We start from the raw sequence: 18693 nt of genomic DNA, 5'->3' as shown, positions 1-18693 counted from the left end.
ATGTGCCCATAGCAAACATGACAAGTTATGTGGAATGGGGTTTAAAAACTTAACCTATGAATGGAACGTACGTTACAGCGTCATATTGACTTTTTTTCATAATTTTACCTGCTCTTTTAGCGGGAGGAATTGTTATAGCCTTCTCTCTGCCCAAGTGCCTATTGGCTGTAACGATCGTTTTTCTGGTTTTTATCGTGGAGCATGGACTTAGGAGATGGGCAGGCATGCTTTCACGCAACGACGAAAACGATAATGAGGTTGTTTGTACATAACAAGTTGATACTATACGTTCCGTCTTTACGGGCCTCAGCCGGTCGCTCCATGCTTCGCACGACTATCGATTCCAATACCGCAGTGGTGCACCGGTGAAAGCGGTAAGGGCCGCCTGCCGACACCAAGTTCACCCACGTACCGGACGCGGAAGAGTTGGAGTTCATTATCCCAATCATACAAACCGATACATGTAAAGAAGACAATTCTGAGCCCACCTGGTAAGTAAAACTGGCTCAAGTTCCACTTGAAGACGGATTCATTGATAAGGCAATAGACTGGCCACCCGACCCGGGAATTATTTGTACAGTTTATGAGATGTATGATAGAAAGTGCTTTTCTATCTTAACAGCCTCGATGAAACTTATTGCTACTTTACAAGTGATTTGATTGAGAAGGGTAAAAATTTTAACTCGCGCAGGCACAATCATTCTCCGTGCTGGACCGATCAAAGCGTAGCTTTGCCACAGCGGGGCCTGTACTGCAGGTATTATGGGAACAATCAGCTATGTCATCAATACCCAAGAATAAAGAAGAGTTAGTTCAAGCGATCCAAACTGCTTTTGACAAACTTCTTGCGGATTATTTAGATATTCCAAAAGAATATTCACGGGAAATTGGCGTTGAAGGAAACATTAAAGGCACCGAAATCAGTGTTTGCGATACACTTGCATACTTGATTGGTTGGGGGAAACTTGTTCTAAAATGGTACAAGTTTAAATCAAACAAACTTGAAGTCGATTTCCCTGAAACAGGGTATAACTGGAATGAGCTGGGCCAGTTAGCCGAACATTTCCACGTTCAGTATCAAAACTGGGGTTATGAACAGCTACTATCAGAGTTTCAATTAACCATCGATCAAATTTTGCAGCTTATCGATTCTCTGAGTAATAATGAACTTTATGCCCAAAGTTGGTATAAAAGCTACACGTTGGGAAGAATGATTCAGTTTAATACTTCATCCCCAATGAAAAATATCCGTACGAAAGTACGAAGGTTCAAAAAAGCAAAGGTACTGAGCAAAATTCCCAAAACAAGGCGATGAATCAAAGTCTGAGCCTGAGCCCCCACCGGTCAGGCGATGCATAGCGGTGGTTACCGATTATTACGGTGTTATATGTTTTTATGAAATATTTGTTGGTTGCACTGATGGTTTTGTTGTCTGATTTCTCGCTTACATATGAATTAACCGAGCAGTATCAAAAAGAGAAAACCGGGTTTGTGAAAGCTGCTTGCGCCCCATATCAGGCCTGCACAGCTTCAGTTTCAACATATCATTATTATCAAGTGCTTCCAGAGTGTAGGGCCGCATGGGAATCATATGCGAGGGATGTTGAAATCAAGAAGTGCCTGTGACATATAACAATTGCGCGAAAAACCGCGCACTTTGTGCGCTGAACTCGCAAAAAGTTGCTTGGCTGTGCTGAGGACATTTGGTGAAAAACCACTTAATACGGTCGCTTACCTATTTTTCATTGTTTGAGTGGCTTTTATGATACAAGAGGTAGAACTTATGAATTTGGAAGAACAAGAAATTATTGCTTTATGTAAAGAGTTTGCCAGACAGGCAGATGAATTAGAAGCCAGGGGCTTTGAAGATACTTCTTATAGAGAAAATGGCTTTGAATCAGACTTTAATGCTTTATTTGAACAATATGCTCATGGAGATAATAACCGAACCCTGTCAGGGCTAAACTTTGGCCAACCCTCTCGGTACAACAACCTAAACTCCGCTGTTTCTATCCATGCCATTAAAAAAAATAAGTCGCGCTATGAAGTGACTTTTACAGGAGAATACCAATGGCAATCAGTTCAATTTATTGTAGAGAAAAAAGAAACTAAGTGGAAATTAATTAGATATAAAACTTCACCCGGAAAAACGCCAGAAGGGAAAGAAATTTGGAGGAGTCATAAACTTTAAAACTACTATTGTTGGAAAGCTAGAATGAGCTTGCCCTTTAACAGGCAAAAGCATTGAATACTGACAGCGCTGCTGCTTGCGGCGTTACACAGCTTTAAAGGCTGAAAGAGACAATCGCAATACAATGTGCAAGAAAAGTTACCTGCTTGCTCTCTGCTCTGGTTTTTTTGGCTGGCATGGCGTTTGGTTACTTCTTAAGAGATGGTCTCGAGCCAGATATGGTCGGTTCCCAAGGGCTGGCAGCAAAGTCAATCACCTCTCCTATATGGACGATAGAACCGTGGGGACGGCGAATGTTGGCGCCGACACCGTCATGTGCAACTGCGATATTGCAGACAGGTCCTTCAGTGAAACTGACGATGGCGCTTTATTGGCTCCAACACCGCACTGGCAGTGACTGCATTATCAGAAATAGTCCGGTGGCGTTTTAAATTCCGGCGGGTATTCTCACTTCGCACCGGTTCAGTTCGTCCTCGTGTCCGTTAAACTTGCGCTTCGGGAACAAAAAGGAATAGCCCGATGCACAAGCCCAGAATGCAGCCACTTGCCAGTTTCGATATCGCCTCGCTGCAGTATCTGGATGAGCGAGGGCAGACAACCCAGACACTGCCGGACTTTGCCACACCGGATTCCCTGATTGCCCACTACCGGCAGATGAGCCTGGCCCGCATGGTGGATGGCCGCGCGGTGAAAATGCAGCGCACCGGGCAGCTCGGTACCTACCCTTCGAGCCTCGGACAGGAAGCGATAGGCGTTGGTGTGGGCGCCGCCATGGGGGAGGAGGATGTCTATTGTCCCAATTACCGGGAAACGGGCGCCCTCCTTGAGCGCGGTGTCGCTATTGAAGAAATTTATGCCATATGGGGCGGGGATGAACGCGGTCAGAATTTTCGCCATGCCCGCGAGGACCTCCCCCTGAGTGTCCCCATCGCCACACAGATCCTGCATGGTGCCGGCGTTGCTTTTGCCCTTAAGTATAAAAATGCACACCTGAACGAACCCGCACGCGTAGCCGTCGCCAGTGGTGGTGACGGCGCTACCTCCCGGGGGGACTTTTACGAGGCAATCAACCTGGCCGGCGACTGGAAGCTGCCGCTGGTAGTTGTGATCAACAACAACCAGTGGGCCATATCCCTGCCCCGCTCCGAGCAGACCGCCTGTAAAACACTCGCACAAAAGGCTATTGCGGCCGGTATCCCCGGGCTGCAGGTGGATGGCAACGATGTGATTGCAGTGCGCCAGGCCGTATCAGATGCCGTCGTGCTGGCACGCAATGGTGGCGGCCCCTCGTTGATTGAGGCGGTCAGCTACCGGCTGTGCGATCACACGACCGCCGATGATGCCAGCCGTTACCAGTCTGAGGAGACTTTGCGCGCGGCCTGGTCGCGGGAGCCGCTGGTACGCCTGCGCACCTATTTGGACGGTGCGGGCCTCTGGGGGGATAACCAGGAGGAGGAACTGCAGCGGGAACTGACCCAGATACTGGAACAAGGGGTGCGCAACTACCGGGAAACCCCACGAGATGCCGCAACGGCCATGTTCGACCATCTTTACGCGACCTTGCCCGAGGCCTTTCTGGAGCAGTACCAGCAATTGCAGGGAGGCGACTGATCATGGCGGAGATTACCCTGGTACAGGCGGTGACCCAGGCCCTTGCCCACGAGATGCAGGCCGATCCAAGAGTGATTGTCTACGGGGAGGATGTCGGGATTAACGGTGGTGTGTTTCGCGCTACTGAGGGGTTGCAGGAGCGGTTTGGCAGCGCCCGCGTGTTGGACACACCGCTGGCGGAGACCATGATTGCCGGGATTGCCGTGGGCATGGCTGTGCAGGGGCTGCGCCCGGTGGCGGAGTTCCAGTTTATGGGGTTTATCTACCCTGCACTGGACCATATCCTCAGCCATGCGGGCCGCTTTCGCAACCGCACCCGCGGGCGGCTGTCCTGCCCTATTGTTTACCGGGCGCCCTACGGTGGCGGTATTCACGCACCGGAGCACCATTCGGAGAGTACCGAAGCCCTGTTTGCCCATATTCCCGGCCTGCGCCTGGTGGTGCCCTCCTCCCCTGCCCGCGCCTATGGGCTGTTGCTGGCGGCGATCCGGGACCCGGACCCGGTGATTTTTCTGGAGCCCAAACGCATTTACCGGGCGGTGCGCCAGGAAGTGCCGGATTCCGGCCAGGCACTGCCGCTGGATTGCGCTTTTGTGCTGCGCGAGGGCAGCGATATCACCCTGATTGCCTGGGGTGCCGCCCTCAAGGAAACCCTGGAGGCGGCGGAGCTGTTGGCAGCGGATGGCATACAGGCTGAAGTAATAGACCCGGCTACCCTCAAGCCCCTGGATATACACACCATTATCGATTCTCTGGAAAAGACACACTGCTGCGTTGTGATACACGAAGCGGCGCGCTTTTGCGGCCTGGGTGCCGAAGTGGTTGCGCAGATCAACGAATATGCCTTCGATCTGCTGGAGGCACCGGTACAGCGGGTCACCGGCTACGACACAGTGATGCCCTACTACCAGTTGGAGGCTGAGTACCTGCCGGGCGTGGCGCGTATTGTTGCGGCTGTGAAGGAAGTGCGGGATTACGCCAAAGGAAGGGGATTATGAAGATATTCACCCTGCCCGATTTGGGCGAAGGGCTGCCCGATGCCGTGGTGCGGGAATGGCACGTAAGCGAGGGAAGCAGTGTTGCCGCACACGAGAGTCTGGTGACGGTAGAGACCGCCAAGGCACTGGTAGAAGTGCCCGCGCCCTGGGGCGGCAGGGTGGAAAAACTGTTTGCTGAAGTGGATGAAACCGTCAATGTCGGCGATCCACTGGTGGGCTTTACCGGCACCGGTGAAGGGGAAGTGGAAGCGCAGCCGGGTCCCGGCGCCAATGAAGCGGTGCCGGAGCCTGTGCAAGCCACCGCGGAGGAGCATGCCCAGGAAGACAGTGGAACGGTGGTTGGCAGCCTGGAACAGGGTGAGGCGGTGCTCGAGGCCGAGCCGCAGCAAGAGCAGGGTCCCCGGCGGTTTGCCACGCCCTCGGTACGTGCCCTGGCCCGGCGTTTGGGGGTGGATTTACAGCGGCTTTCCAAAGATGGTGCCAGGGTGACTGCGGCACAGGTGTGGACTGCGGCTGGTTCCCGGCCCCAGACACCGGCAGAAACCGCCGTGAAACCCGTCGCTGCCAGCGAGGCGGCGGCGGCCATGTCCCCGGCGCGGCGCGCCATGGGATTGTCCATGAGTCGCGCACGGGATCAGGTGGCGCAGATAACCCTCTGCGACGACGCGGATATCTCCAATTGGTGGGGGAGCGCCCCTGCCCTGTTGCGCCTGATTCGCGCCCTGCAGGCGGCCTGTATCGCCGAGCCGAACCTCAATGCCCTTTACCGGGACGATCAGCTGATTCCCCAGGCGACTATCAATATCGGCTTGGCGGTGGATTCACCAAGAGGACTGTTTGTCCCTGTGCTCAGGGATGTCGCCGCGCGCTCCGATGAAGCACTGTTGCAAGAGGTGGCAGACTTCAAGCAGCAGGCCAGGGAAACCGGTATCGCGCAGAGCGATTTACAGGGAGGCTCCATACTGTTGTCCAACTTCGGCGCTATCGCCGGGCGCTACGCGACCCCGCTGGTGTTGCCCCCGACCGTCGCAATTGTCGGGGCCGGGCGGGTGTGCCAGGGTGTGGTGGTGGTAGACCGCTGGCCCGCCATGCGCCCACTGCTTCCACTTTCTGTCAGTGCCGATCACCGCGCCGTGACCGGGGGGGAGCTGGCGCGTTTTCTCCAGGCCATGTTGCAGGCACTCTCCAGCTGAATTACGGGATCAGCGGCCTTATCCGCTTGTCCCCACTTTGAACCGGGCCTTGGAAAAAAAGGTGGGAACATATCTTTCGTTTTGCTATCTTTAAGTTTCGAAACGAAACTTATCTCTCCATGTCCAAACGTAACACACAGCAGCGTCGCCACGGCATTTTGAGCCTTCTCAACGAGCTGGGGGAGGCCAGTGTTGAGCTGTTGGCGCGGCGTTTCGAAACCTCTGAAGTTACGATCCGAAAGGATCTGACCGCGATGGAGAACCACGGATTGCTCCTGCGCCGCCGTGGCGGTGCAATCCCGCTGCCTCGGGAACTGGTGGTGGAGGAGAGCCCCTCTGAGGTGAAACGCGCCATTGGCCGCGCAGCAGCAGCACTCATTCCCGACCACCACCGCATAGTGATCGATTACGGCCGCACCACCGCGGCAATGATTCCCGAGCTGGAATGCAAGCGCGGTCTGGTGGTGATGACCAACTCCCTGCATGTGGCCAATGCGTTGCGTGAACTGGAAAACGAACCCACCCTGCTGATGACCGGGGGCACCTGGGACCCCCACTTCGAGGCGTTCCAGGGCAGGGTGGCGGAACAGGTGCTGCGGGATTACGACTTTGACCGCGCCTTTATTGGTGCAGATGGAATTGATCTGGAGCGTGGTACCTGCACATTCAATGAGCAGATAGGACTGTCGCGGGTGATGGCCGACGTTGCCCGGGAAGTGGTGGTATTGGCGGAATCCAGCAAGGTGGGCAGGCGCATTCCAAATTTGGAACTGCCCTGGGAACGGGTGGATACCCTGGTCACCGATGCGGGCTTGGATGACAGTGCCCAGCAACAACTCGAGCTGCTGGGGGTGCAGGTCCTTCGGGCAGAGACGAGCGGCGCAACCTAGCCAGGATTTGCCAAAGAACTGAACATGAGAAATGACTTATTGAGGAGATCAACATGTGTGGAATTGTTGGCGCCCTTGCACAACGCAATGTCACTGAAATTCTGCTGGAGGGATTGAGGAGACTGGAATACCGGGGCTACGACTCGGCGGGCGTTTGCCTGCGCAATGGGGATGGTCGGCTGCAGTTGCGCAAGAGCCTGGGCAAGGTTGCCGATCTGGAGGCCAAACTGCAGGAGAGGCCTGCCGAGGGCCACCAGGGCATTGCGCACACCCGCTGGGCCACCCACGGGGTTCCCTCCAATGAAAATGCCCATCCGCATATGTCCGGGCCTATCGCCCTGGTGCACAACGGTATTATTGAAAACCATCAGGCATTGCGTTGCGAGCTCCAGGGGAAGGGATATCAATTTGCCTCAGATACCGACACGGAAGTAGTGGCGCACCTGATTCACTCACTGAGCAAAGAGGGACTCAGCCTGGTGGATGCCGTAGGCAAGGCCACGCAGCTGCTGGAGGGCGCTTATGCCCTTGCCGTTATCAGCAGTGAGGAGCCGGATGTCCTGGCCTGCGCCCGCTACGGCAGCCCCCTGGTTTTGGGTGCCGGCATAGAGGAAAACTTTATTGCCTCAGACCCCATGGCCCTGCGCCAGGTAACTGATCGCTTTCTCTTTCTCGAAGAGGGCGATGTCGCGGAGGTGCGTCGCAGCGGTATCTCTGTGCGCGACAAGCGGGGCGACGTGGTCAGCCGCCCGGTACATAAACTGGATGGTGGCCATGACGTAGCCGACAAGGGCCGTTACCGCCACTATATGCAGAAGGAAATTTTCGAGCAGCCGCAAGTGGTGGCAGCGACCCTGGCAGGGCGTATTGGCGAACACTCGGTGTTGTCCCAGGCGCTGGGAACCCGCGCCCGGGAGATTCTGCCGCAAGTGGAGCAGGTGCAGATTGTCGCCTGTGGTACCAGCTACCATGCGGGTATGGTGGCCCGCTACTGGCTGGAGGATTGGGCCGGGGTGCCCTGTGCGGTGGAAGTGGCCAGCGAACTGCGCTATCGCAAAACCGTGGTGCGCCCCGGAACCCTGTTTGTCACCATTTCCCAGTCGGGGGAAACAGCGGACACCCTGGCGGCCCTGCGCCAGGCCAGGGCACTGGGCTATCTGGCTTCCATGACCATTTGCAATGTACCCAATAGTTCCCTGGTGCGTGAATCAGAATTATCCCTGATGACTGAGGCCGGCCCGGAAATTGGAGTGGCTTCCACCAAGGCCTTCACTACCCAACTGGTGGCCCTGCAGCTGTTCTGTATCGCGCTGGCCAGGGCCAATGGGCTCTCCAGCGAGCGCGAGGCCGAACTGGTGCGCGCCTTGCACCAGCTGCCGCAGCTGATGGCAGCATTCACTGCCCTGGACAAAATTGTGCGGCATACCAGTGAGGCTTTTGCAGAGAAAAACCACGCGCTCTTCCTCGGGCGCGGGGTAGAGTTCCCCATCGCGCTGGAGGGGGCATTGAAGCTCAAGGAGATTTCCTATATCCACGCCGAGGCCTACCCGGCCGGTGAACTCAAGCACGGTCCCCTGGCCCTGGTGGATGCGGATATGCCGGTAATTGTTGTGGCACCGAATAATGAGTTGTTGGAAAAGCTCAAGTCCAATCTGCAGGAAGTGCGCGCCCGGGGTGGGCAGCTGTTTGTCTTCGCCAGCCCCAAGGCCGGATTTGCCAGTGAGGAGGGGCTTACCCTGATCGAGGTGCCGGATGCCCCCGAGAGCCTGGCACCCATTCTTTACACGGTGCCCTTGCAATTGCTCAGCTATCATGTGGCGTTACTGAAAGGGACCGATGTGGACCAGCCGAGGAATCTGGCCAAATCGGTTACGGTGGAATGAAGCAGGCACTGCCTGTTTACCAGCCTGGCCCAGCGGGCTGGTAATCCCGCGTTCATATTTCCGACCAGTGTGCACGGCATTATGTGACTTGGGGAGTGTCTTTCATGGCCTGGATTAGTGTTAAAAAGAAGCTCACATGTGAACCAAACACAGAGTACGTGAAAACCACTCAATGACATGTAGTGGTGAGCTAGATACTTCTATAGTGTTCGTTATTCAGAGACAATTTGAAGATCCCTCGTGTATTGAGTTGTTGTTTGAAAAGGTTACTCGCATAAATATTGTCCCAAGTCTTGAAAATTACGATCAGATAAACGATGAGGCGTGCCTTGGAGTTGAATCGGGTAATTTTTATTGGTCTGTAGATACAAGCGAAGCGCCAAGTAAATTAAGTTCAAGTGAGGACACCTGGGTCACCTCAAAAATATTGAAATGGCGAATTGCTAATGAAAAGCTGGGGGTGGAGCTCAGCTATGGCAGCATATAACAAGCGACTGTGATCTCAAGCAGCCAGTTTGACATCATGCCCTTCCCTGAAAGCACCTCCTCTTACCATCGTATTCAGCACTAAAATCATCTTCTTCATTGCCACGGTTAAAGGGTGTGATCCCCACCAAGACAGCTATCTCCTTAGGGTTGAGATTTCCAAGTTCGGGAAGCTCTGCAATCAATGTAGTGGTCAGTAATTTACTAACGCCAGGAACTGTTTTCAGCTGCTCACTCACGATTATCTTACCAAGCTTCTGATCCATAGGTTCAATTGTCCTATCCAGAAATTTAATAGGCTGGCGATAGTCCACCTGAAAAGACTTGGGAAGGAATTTGGCACGATTCAGCGCCGATTGGGTATCAGAGAACATGACTGAGAGATCTACAGCAAGCGGAATAAAGTCGAGAGATAGGTCAACCAGTGGGACTATTTGGTTAACACAGAGTTTGAAACACCAGGGCTAAAAATCAAGGTATAACTTTTCGAAGTTGGTACTGTACCTCCCAATGCGCGGGAGATTGTTCAAGGTCAACCTTCTTGCTGACCTGAAATAGTCGATTGCGCAGAAGTTCTGGGTTCCAGGTTTGAGAAATTGCTGCTTCGATATCCGTCTCAGTATTTGCCCAAACGAGTATTCCATCAAAGGTAACCGAGCCCTCAAAGAGAAAAATACGTCGATTATCCACATCACCATATTCGGCTTCCCAGAGAACTTGAGCACAGTTCCCCTCGAAGCTTCTCACTGTCATTCGGTTATTTTCCAATTCCCAGGAATCATTTCCTAAAACAGCTTCCCATGAATCAGCAATATTATTTTGGATCTCAAATGGATAATGCGCTGTATTTTTTTCAAGTGGTAGATGTGTTACATCGCAATCTTTATATTCTTCATATAAGAATGATATACTACAGGCTGGTGCAAGTGCGCCATCATCTCCAGAATTGTTGTCTACTATGATTTCGAAGTCGTATCTAACACTCACCATCGGGTTGTCACACCAATCTCCCGTTTGAATATTTACACGCTCTGATCGAATAAAAATAATAAAGCTGGCAATTTTTACTGGAATCTGTCGACTCTCAATGTGGATGAAATTCATATTGCCTCTACGCTCTGTATAAGTAGACAGGCCATAGGGTATGGTGTGTGCTATAAAGTTGGGCTGTCAAGCACCCAAAGCGTTTGCGTTGAGCTTCTTGAGTAGCTTTGTAAGGGTTTCACATTCCTTGGTGGTCAATGTCTCTTTCATCAATGGGTAGGCTACTGATTCCATGGTCTGCAGGGCATCAGCCAGCTTTTCAGCACCAGAATTGGTAATATCGATAAGAAATACGCGTCCATCATGTTCAGATTGCTGCCGTGTCACAAATCCACGATCAGCGAGTCTCTTTATTATCTTGGTAGCGCCACCCTCGGTAAACATGAGTGTTTTGGAAACATCACTCATGCGTATCTGTTCGCCTGACATGTAAACTTTAGCCAAAAGCTCTTTCTCAGAAAGAGTGATATCGCACTTTTCCAGTAAAGCCGTATTGAGTTTTTGTCGAAGCTGAATACCTTGCAACAAAATTTGATGAGCTGCCTCAATTTGTGTGAGTTTATCAGATGATGGGGGTTTTATGTTCTTCATACATACTCATTGAACAGATAGCAGAGCTGTGACCTTTCAAGTGGAATCAGTGCAACCGGCCAACTTCATAAACTAGCACTTATTTTTGAAATGTAAATACATTTTCCTGTGGATTCCAGAGAATGCACTTGACCAGAATATTATTCTAGATTAGTATTCTGGATTAATATATGGTGTTTCAACAGGTTTGGGCTTCAGGAGCGCTTATGGCTATAGATCCAGCAGCCGCAACCCCGACACAAACGGCTTTGTGTGGGGATTTAACTGTGTATTTCCAAGTAAATGGGCACAGCAAGGCAGGCGTTACAGGGCTTTATAGGGGAGACTGCTGAGTCATGGACACTCTCACTCAAGTAGCTCTTGGTGCCTGTATAGGGCAGGCAGCGTTCAGCAACAAGCTGGGCCGCAAGGCGATTATTGTGGGCGCAGTCTGTGGATTGTTGCCGGATATGGACTTTCTATTCAGCATTGGTAGCGACGACTTCGCCTATATGGCAACCCATCGTGGATTGAGTCATTCAGTTTTGTTGCTACCTTTGTTCGCACTCCCCATCGCATGGCTGGCTATGAAATGGGCCACGTGGCGGCAGGGCAGGGCTTCTTTGAATCCGGCAAGCGCTTCTGTTGGGCAGTTCTGGACATGGTATCACCTGTGTTTTTGGGCGCTAATCACCCATCCATTGCTCGACCTGTTTACAACCTATGGCACGCAAATTCTAACACCGCTAAGTAATGAGCGTTTTACACTGGATGGAGTGGCCATTGTTGACCCTGTATACACTTTGCCCATGGTTGCGGCAATAATTTATGGCTTGGTCAAATCTCAACAGCAAAAGAAATATCGCGTATGGGCAGCCGGTGCCCTGGTTTTTTCCAGCTTGTATTTGTGCCTGGGAATACACAATTCCTGGGACGCAAGGAAACATGTAATCGAGCAATTATCAGGCGAAGCTTTTACGCCAATTGATGTGCGTGCATCACCAACGATGTTTAATATTTTGCTATGGCGCGTGGTTGCCAAAGACAGTAATGGCCGTTATGCAGTGGGCTTTTTCAGCTCAGTGGCACGGAATTCCGTTAAGCTGCATTACTATGAAAGTGAATCCGGTGAGTTGGTTGATAAGGCTTTAAGCAGTGAGCAGGGAAAAATTCTTAAGTGGTTCTCAACAGATATGTTAAGGGCCCAGGTGAGAGAAGCAGAGAAAGATGGAAGCCCGCAAGTGCTATTAACAGATATGCGTTTCGGTTTTGCCTTTGACCCTGCTGCATCATTTTTTGGCGGATTGTTTGAATTTGATGAGAAACTTAATGTCAGTGCAGCTCAAATGTATAGCGGGGATGTAGAAAAGCTTGAATTTTCGGATGAGATCAATTCGATTTGGACGAAGATTTGGGAGTAATACTATGTCCACTATGAGAAGGCAGAATGAGATCGAATTTGTATCTCTGATCGCGATTATGAGCGCACTGGGTGCCCTTTCTATCGATGCGGTTCTGCCTGCTATGCCACAAATGGCTGCAAGCTTAGGCATGCCGGAAGGCAATGCAGCACAGCTGATTGTTGGTGTCCTGTTTCTTGGGATGACAATCGGACAGCTGATTTATGGCCCGGTTTCTGACTGTATCGGGCGCAGACCAACGCTGCTGGTCGGAGTGGTAGTATTTATGCTGGGGAGTCTGGTGTCTGCCCTGGCTGAAAACTCGATGCTTTTTATTGCCGGCCGCTTTCTGCAGGGCGCAGGCGCTGCAGCATTGAGGATTGTCCCTCTTGCCATCGTGCGTGATCGTTTCGAGGGAGCCTTGATGGCGAGGATCATGTCCTGGGCCATGTCGATTTTCATACTGGTGCCCTGTATAGCGCCAATGCTTGGCCAGGGCATTTTGTCCCTGGCAGGCTGGCGAGCCATATTCTGGCTATTGTTCACCCTCAGCTGCATTACGGCTGTTTGGAGCTGGGTGCGTCAGCCGGAAACCCTGCCCCATGACAAACGGCGGTCGGGAGGTATTGCAGCGATTCTCGAAGGGCTCAGTGCCACCCTGTCCAACCGCATAACTGGCAGCTACCTGATCGCACTGGGACTGATTCAGGGAGTTTTCATGGGGTATATCATGTCTGCTGAACAAATTTATCGCGGTATTTTCGGCGTTGACAACCTGTTTGCATTTTTCTTTGCACTGGCGGCTATCTCGATTGGTATTGCCAGTATCCTGAATGCTAAATTGGTTAAACACTTCGGCTTGGAGGATATCTGCAGGTTTGCACTGCTCGGTGTGATAGCAATCAGCGGTTCGATATACATCCTTGGCTTGTTCGCAGCGTTGCCGCTCTATGGTTTCCTGGCAGCGGTATCATCTATCTTTTTCTGCTTTGGTCTATTAATAGGAAATATGAACACCATTGCCTTACAGCCTCTGGGCCATGTTGCAGGGTTGGCAAACTCAACTATTAGTTTTCTCTCCGGCTGTATTGCTTTAGCTTTTGGTTGGTTGATCAGTGGAATCTATACCACAAGCGTGCAGTCTCTGATGTTGGGCGCGTTGATTGCAGGTCTGCTATCTGTGATTGCCGTGATGTGGGGTAGCAGATCTCAGGTAAATATTGGTGAAAGCCCTTCGCCACAAATGATAAACACAGGTGGTTGATGTGCCAATTAATATGATTCCTTATCCGGCATCGAAGCGTAAGGCGAAACGCCTGTTCACCTGCATGTTTCGGCAGAGATCCCGAACGAGGATATGTCCCGATCTTCCTCTCCTGGAGGGTAAGACAGTTTTGATCACCGGGGGTACTGCAGGGGTAGGTGAGTTTGTCTCGCGTGGGATGCTAGCGCGCGGTGCAAAGGTTGTGTCATTGTCACGGGGTGTGTCTCGAGGTAAAGGCACTCTGCCTGAAGTGGATTCCATTAACTGTGACCTATCCAATCTGACTTCGGTTACAAACGCGGTGGATCAGTTGGGCAATCAGAAGATTGATATCCTGATTTGTAATTCCGGTGTGGCGATGCGCGAACGGAAACAGGCCAGCGATGAAATTGAGATGACCTTTGCAGTGAACGTACTAGGCCATCATTTGCTATACCGGATGTTGCAAGAACGCAATCTGTTCACAGAAAAACCCCGCATCGTGATGACAACCGGCGAGGCTTATTTTGTGAGTAAAAAATGTGAAGTGAATCCCTCCCAATACAGAATGGATCATGTTTACGGGGGCAGCAAATTGGGTAATCTCTGGCAGGTACTGGAGTTGGTAAGGCGCTATCCCAGCCTGCAAGCCTTTGCAGTGCATCCGGGCGTAATTTTAAGCGGCTTTGGCGGTGGCATTCCCAAGGGGTTCAGACATTGGTTGGCCAGTAAAATTCTTATTTCAGAAAAACAGGGGGCGCAGGCGGCATTGATTGCCGCAAGTCAGGATATTCCAAACGGCACTTATTGGCATAATACCTGTGGGATCATGTCTCTGCCTGAAGAGGATGCAGCACTTGATACACAAAAAGCTGAAACGCTATGGCGACAATTAGAGATGCTGATTAAGCCATTTTTGGCAAAATGATCCTGTTTTAACTTCCGATACTTGTTAGGTGCTAATGATTTGAAATATTTAACTGCCATTTTTATTGTCGTCATTCTCGCAGCTTGTGCCAGTTCTTATATGGACAAAAGGCATATCTCCCCCAACTTCGAAAATGAGGTTTTTAAGAACACGAATCCCGTCAACTTTCTTTCATTCTGGGAAATGTTCAAGGCCGCACTTGAGTCTGATGTGGAACCTGCAGTTTGGCCGGAGTGGATTGATATCCATACTGACACGTCACCAATCAAGAGGGTTTCTGATTCCAATACCCGCATCACCTTTATCAACCATGCGACGTTTTTAATTCAAACTGGGGAGTTTAATATTCTTACAGACCCGGTGTTTTCAGAACGTACGAGTCCATTCTCATTCGTAGGTCCGAAACGCGTCCATCGCCCGGGTATAGCGATCGAAAACTTGCCACCAATCGATGTTATCGTCATCAGCCATGATCATTATGATCATTTGGATCTCAATTCCATTCAAGCGCTGGCTGAGCGAGATAATCCCAAATTATACATGGGGCTTGGGGTGGGTGCACGGCTGTCAGGATCAGAGCAAATCATTGAGCTTGACTGGTGGGAATCATCCAGAGTTGCAGACAATTTCCAGCTCTGGTTTCTCGATGTACAACACTTCTCCGGCCGTTGGTTAACAGATCGAAATTCAACATTGTGGGGCGGATTCCTGCTGGAAATCGATGGGCAAAAAATTTATTTTGGTGGCGACAGTGGTTACGCCGATCACTATAAACGCACATTTGAACGCTTTGGCCCCGTCGATATTGCTTTTTTACCGATTGGTGCCTATGCCCCCAGGGAATTCTTCCAGGAGGTCCATATGGATCCTTCTGATGCTGTGCAAGCTCATCTTGATCTCCAGGCCGGCATATCTATTGGCATGCACTACGGAACATTCCAGCTCACCGCCGAAGCTATCAACGAGCCGATCAAGTTTCTCGAAGAGGCCAAAAAGAAAGCGAATATCAAACCATCAGAATTTATTACTCTAGAGGTTGGGCAGCCTTTTGAATTAACGTCTGAGTCATTTGTCAGGAAGACAGGGCTGGAATAACAGGAGAGAGCCGGACATGAGCATCAACAGCAGCAAACACGGCATACCTGCAACTAACCTGGGAGACAGAGATATGTCACAGAAAGATAGCGAAAATAAAGGTCGCCTGCGTGTAGTGGTGATGACCGGAGCAACAGCCGGAATTGGCGCCAATGCTTTGAGGAGGATCGCCTCGTCAAACTGCCGGATAATTGTGGGCACCAGAGGGGCTTCGCCTGAATTCGGTGAATCGCTGCCACTCGATCTTTCTTCTCTGGAAAGTGTGTGGGCATTTGCTGGCATGGTTCGGGAAACCCTCGAAAGTGAATCCATCGATGCGCTTGTACTGAATGCGGGTACGGCCTTCAGCAACACGACGCAGGCAACCAAGGATGGATTTGAAGTAACCTTTGCCGTTAATCATTTGGCGCACTATTTGTTGGCCCGACTGCTCTTGCCAAAAATGTCGCACCGGGGAAGGTTAATTATCACAACCAGCGATGTTCACGCCCAGGCACCAAAACCCCTGGATATTGGCTTGTGGTCAAGCTCCAGGGCGGATGGCTCCGGGATGAGAGCCTACGCCGCGTCAAAGCTCTGTAATCTGTTGACAGCACGTTCACTGGTTATCCAGGATCTTGTCAAAGAAAAAGAATGCCAGATTATTGCTTACAATCCGGGCTTAACCGTTGGAACTTCATTATCACGCCATTCCGCAAAATGGCAACGCCTCCTGATGAACAGCGCTCTCCTGCATGCATTTCTCCGTCTGGGAAGCAATTTTATTCCGATGATGTATCCGGGCTCACCGGAGCGCGCGGGGGAAGCACTTGCTGATCTGACACTGGGATATGTGACACCACCAGAAGGGCAGGTCTACGCATCACTGGTACGTGGTGATCTCACTTATCCCGATCCCTCTGAACTGGCAAGCGATGATAAAGCCCGGGACAAGCTTTGGCAGGAAAGTGGCAAAATGGTCGGATTGCCAACAACTTGATCCACCGGAAAAATAGCTTGTATTAAAGGATAGTTTGTTGGTTGATTGCATCCTTGCTGAAAGCATTAATCCAATAGACATCCGCTATCTAGTGCACCTTTCTTGAACAGGGGTTTTAATAGACTGTGTTTGCTGGGAGTGGTGTAATGAAGTTGGATTGGTTTGTTAACAGGGGCTCAAAATCGCGGATCAACCATAAGAAATTTCTTGTCTTATTGGGTTTTCTCTCAATGGTACCTGTTTGTTTGTCTACTGAGACGGCAAAAAAAGAAATAGAATACTTAATAGGTTTCGTTTTAAATTCGAATTGTACATTTATTCGAAATGGCAAGCCACATACAGCAGATGAGGCTGTGAAACATATACAGAGGAAATACAATTACTTCAGAGATGACATAAATAGTGCAGAACAATTTATTGAGCTGGCTGCATCAAAAAGCGCTTTATCTGGGAGGCCCTATTATACATACTGCGATAGTCAAAAAAATAAGCAGCTTTCGTCTGACTGGCTTCTGATCGCACTTCAGAAATATCGTAGCGATGAAACTGATTAGTAATAGAAGAAAATTCTAATTTAAGCTATTATAAGTTTCCAGTGGAATTGGCATTGCGGGATTTATACTAATAACAACCAGCGACAGTAGCTCGCGTATTAAAAGATGACACCATTATCGTTGGCTATACAGGTATTGAATTTACAATTATCGATTGGGGTAAAATCACTGATTATGACCGCAATTTTGGTTCCGCTAATGTACTTTTATCTTGTTCCAAAGGCGCATCAATTGCTTGGCCGGCTTTAAATCAGCCAGATCCATCAGTTGCATACATTTTTTATTCGGCAGTTGTTCCTTGATTGATAAAATAAAAAAGTGACTCAGTCATGCTCGGAGGGCTTTCTCTGGGCAGGAGTGGCATCGGGCAGGCGCCGGTAGAGCAGGTCCCAGACCCCGTGCCCAAGGCGCTGGCCGCGGCGCTCAAACTTGGTTTGCGGGCGCCACGCAGGGCGCTCCACAGGGCCCCCACCGGCGGCGGTGTTTGTTAACGGGTGCGCCGCCTGCAGTACCGCCTGCATATGCTCGGCGTAACTCTGCCAGTCTGTGGCCATATGCAGTTGGCCACCGGTCTTGAGTTTGCTGCAGATCAGCTGCACAAATTCGGGCTGCACAATACGGCGCTTGTGGTGCTTTTTCTTGTGCCAGGGGTCGGGAAAATACAATTGGAACCGGTCCAGGCTGCCATTGCGGATACAATCGTTTAAAACGTCCAGGGCATCGGCCATATACACGCGCAGATTCTTTACCCCGGTCTTGCCGGCGTTGTTGATCAACCTTCCAACGCCGGGCGGGTGTACTTCAATGCCGATAAAATCCTTTTCCGGCTCCGCCTGCGCCATCGCCAGCAGGGAATCTCCCATACCAAAGCCGATCTCCAGAACCAGCGGGGCCTCGCGGCCAAAAACCGCACGGACATTGAGTGGTCCATCGAACAGGGACAGCCCATACTGACTCCAGTAAGTATCAAAAGCCCGGCGCTGCCCCTCTGTAATACGCCCTGCACGCATCACATAGCTGCGAATGGACTTTTTTTTGTACTCAGTGCGGTAAGGAAACACTTCCGCGAATGCCTCTTGCATGATTCACAACCTCTGATGCAAAACGATATTCACTGACCGGGGCGGGCCATCGGCAGCTTACAGTGCGGGCAGCCGCCGGGAACTATCTGGAAAAGTTAACGGCAGCGACAAAAAGTGCTATCCAGCCGGCAATCATCAGCACGCCCCCAAGCGGGGTTACCGGCCCCAGCCAGCGCGGTCCGCCAAGGGTGAGCGCATACAGACTGCCGGAAAAAAACACCATGCCAGCGACAAAAAGCGCGCCACTCAGTGACAGCGACAAGCGCTCGCCCCGGCTCTGTATCAGCAGTGCAACGCCGAACAGGGCCAGGGTGTGGACCATCTGGTACTGCACCCCGGTCTTAAAGGCCTCCAGTAGGCTTTCCGCTACCTTGTCGCGCAGCCCGTGCGCCGCAAATGCGCCAAGTGCAACGCCACTGGCACCAAACAGGGCAGCGAGCAAAAGGTACAGTTTGGCCATCACCTGTCTCCTCACGATTGCCCTCCCCCAAAGGCTGGGGAGAGGGATAATTGCGCGAACAAAAAAACCGCGCTACAGCGCGGTTT

The 18693-nt window shown here is 51.3% G+C and carries 19 protein-coding genes; 14 read left to right on the top strand and 5 right to left on the bottom strand.

All coding sequences use genetic code 11. From position 1 onward, the window contains the following. Positions 1–778 precede the first annotated feature (778 nt). The 8 genes from M8T91_RS18340 (at position 779) to glmS (ending at position 8766) form a co-directional block, all read left to right on the top strand. On the top strand, positions 779–1315 hold the full coding sequence (locus tag M8T91_RS18340; protein WP_301415661.1) for a ClbS/DfsB family four-helix bundle protein: 537 nt from the start codon (positions 779–781) through the stop codon (positions 1313–1315). Between the two features lie 80 nt (positions 1316–1395). Then, complete coding sequence (locus M8T91_RS18335) at positions 1396–1626, top strand: hypothetical protein (protein ID WP_301415660.1); 231 nt, start codon at positions 1396–1398, stop codon at positions 1624–1626. A 157-nt stretch (positions 1627–1783) separates the two neighbouring features. Beyond that, the gene (locus M8T91_RS18330; RefSeq protein WP_301415659.1) at positions 1784–2191 is read left to right on the top strand and encodes a hypothetical protein; all 408 of its coding nucleotides are present in this window, start codon (positions 1784–1786) and stop codon (positions 2189–2191) included. 519 nt (positions 2192–2710) lie between these two features. Continuing rightward, on the top strand, positions 2711–3802 hold the full coding sequence (gene pdhA / locus M8T91_RS18325; protein ID WP_301415658.1) for a pyruvate dehydrogenase (acetyl-transferring) E1 component subunit alpha: 1092 nt from the start codon (positions 2711–2713) through the stop codon (positions 3800–3802). Positions 3803–3804: 2 nt separating this feature from the next. Further along, a complete protein-coding gene (locus M8T91_RS18320; RefSeq protein WP_301415657.1) occupies positions 3805–4800 on the top strand; it encodes an alpha-ketoacid dehydrogenase subunit beta in 996 nt (331 codons plus the stop codon). Continuing rightward, positions 4797–5993: a dihydrolipoamide acetyltransferase family protein gene (locus M8T91_RS18315; protein ID WP_301415656.1), complete on the top strand. Its 1197-nt coding sequence runs from the start codon at positions 4797–4799 to the stop codon at positions 5991–5993. The genes M8T91_RS18320 and M8T91_RS18315 overlap by 4 nt, the downstream gene beginning before the upstream one ends. 119 nt (positions 5994–6112) lie before the next feature. Continuing rightward, on the top strand, positions 6113–6883 hold the full coding sequence (locus M8T91_RS18310; RefSeq protein WP_301415655.1) for a DeoR/GlpR family DNA-binding transcription regulator: 771 nt from the start codon (positions 6113–6115) through the stop codon (positions 6881–6883). A 53-nt stretch (positions 6884–6936) separates the two neighbouring features. Beyond that, a complete protein-coding gene (gene glmS, locus M8T91_RS18305; protein ID WP_301415654.1) occupies positions 6937–8766 on the top strand; it encodes a glutamine--fructose-6-phosphate transaminase (isomerizing) in 1830 nt (609 codons plus the stop codon). Between the two features lie 521 nt (positions 8767–9287). Here the strand turns inward: glmS and M8T91_RS18300 are convergent. The 3 genes from M8T91_RS18300 to M8T91_RS18290 form a co-directional block, all read right to left on the bottom strand. Then, on the bottom strand, positions 9288–9626 hold the full coding sequence (locus tag M8T91_RS18300) for a transposase (RefSeq protein WP_301415653.1): 339 nt from the start codon (positions 9624–9626) through the stop codon (positions 9288–9290). 97 nt (positions 9627–9723) lie between these two features. After that, positions 9724–10356, bottom strand: coding sequence for a hypothetical protein (locus tag M8T91_RS18295; RefSeq protein ID WP_301415652.1), 633 nt, complete (start codon positions 10354–10356; stop codon positions 9724–9726). Positions 10357–10422: 66 nt separating this feature from the next. Beyond that, positions 10423–10887 carry a MarR family winged helix-turn-helix transcriptional regulator gene (locus M8T91_RS18290; protein ID WP_301415651.1) on the bottom strand — a complete coding sequence of 155 codons (465 nt, stop codon included), beginning with the start codon at positions 10885–10887 and terminating at the stop codon, positions 10423–10425. 335 nt (positions 10888–11222) lie between these two features. Between M8T91_RS18290 and M8T91_RS18285 the strand changes: the two genes are divergently transcribed. The 6 genes from M8T91_RS18285 (at position 11223) to M8T91_RS18260 (ending at position 17065) form a co-directional block, all read left to right on the top strand. After that, positions 11223–12287: a metal-dependent hydrolase gene (locus M8T91_RS18285; RefSeq protein ID WP_301415650.1), complete on the top strand. Its 1065-nt coding sequence runs from the start codon at positions 11223–11225 to the stop codon at positions 12285–12287. 4 nt (positions 12288–12291) lie between these two features. Then, positions 12292–13530, top strand: coding sequence for a multidrug effflux MFS transporter (locus M8T91_RS18280; protein ID WP_301415649.1), 1239 nt, complete (start codon positions 12292–12294; stop codon positions 13528–13530). A 13-nt stretch (positions 13531–13543) separates the two neighbouring features. After that, positions 13544–14437 (top strand): SDR family NAD(P)-dependent oxidoreductase, encoded by an 894-nt coding sequence (locus M8T91_RS18275; RefSeq protein WP_367317779.1) that lies wholly within the window; start codon positions 13544–13546, stop codon positions 14435–14437. 39 nt (positions 14438–14476) lie between these two features. Continuing rightward, positions 14477–15532: an MBL fold metallo-hydrolase gene (locus M8T91_RS18270; protein WP_301415648.1), complete on the top strand. Its 1056-nt coding sequence runs from the start codon at positions 14477–14479 to the stop codon at positions 15530–15532. Between the two features lie 16 nt (positions 15533–15548). Next, positions 15549–16511: an SDR family NAD(P)-dependent oxidoreductase gene (locus tag M8T91_RS18265; protein ID WP_301415647.1), complete on the top strand. Its 963-nt coding sequence runs from the start codon at positions 15549–15551 to the stop codon at positions 16509–16511. Between the two features lie 146 nt (positions 16512–16657). Next, on the top strand, positions 16658–17065 hold the full coding sequence (locus M8T91_RS18260) for a DUF5329 family protein (protein ID WP_301415646.1): 408 nt from the start codon (positions 16658–16660) through the stop codon (positions 17063–17065). Positions 17066–17388: 323 nt separating this feature from the next. Here the strand turns inward: M8T91_RS18260 and trmB are convergent, their stop codons facing one another. Both trmB and M8T91_RS18250 read right to left on the bottom strand, forming a co-directional pair. Beyond that, positions 17389–18147: a tRNA (guanosine(46)-N7)-methyltransferase TrmB gene (gene trmB / locus M8T91_RS18255; protein ID WP_301415645.1), complete on the bottom strand. Its 759-nt coding sequence runs from the start codon at positions 18145–18147 to the stop codon at positions 17389–17391. A gap of 82 nt (positions 18148–18229) precedes the next feature. Further along, positions 18230–18607: a DUF423 domain-containing protein gene (locus M8T91_RS18250; protein ID WP_301415644.1), complete on the bottom strand. Its 378-nt coding sequence runs from the start codon at positions 18605–18607 to the stop codon at positions 18230–18232. Positions 18608–18693 lie beyond the last annotated feature (86 nt).

Origin of the sequence: Microbulbifer sp. MI-G (genome assembly GCF_030440425.1) — a bacterium.
Lineage (GTDB): Bacteria > Pseudomonadota > Gammaproteobacteria > Pseudomonadales > Cellvibrionaceae > Microbulbifer > Microbulbifer spongiae.
Note: the sequence above shows the minus strand (reverse complement) of the source record. Positions and strands in the feature narration are given on the sequence as shown.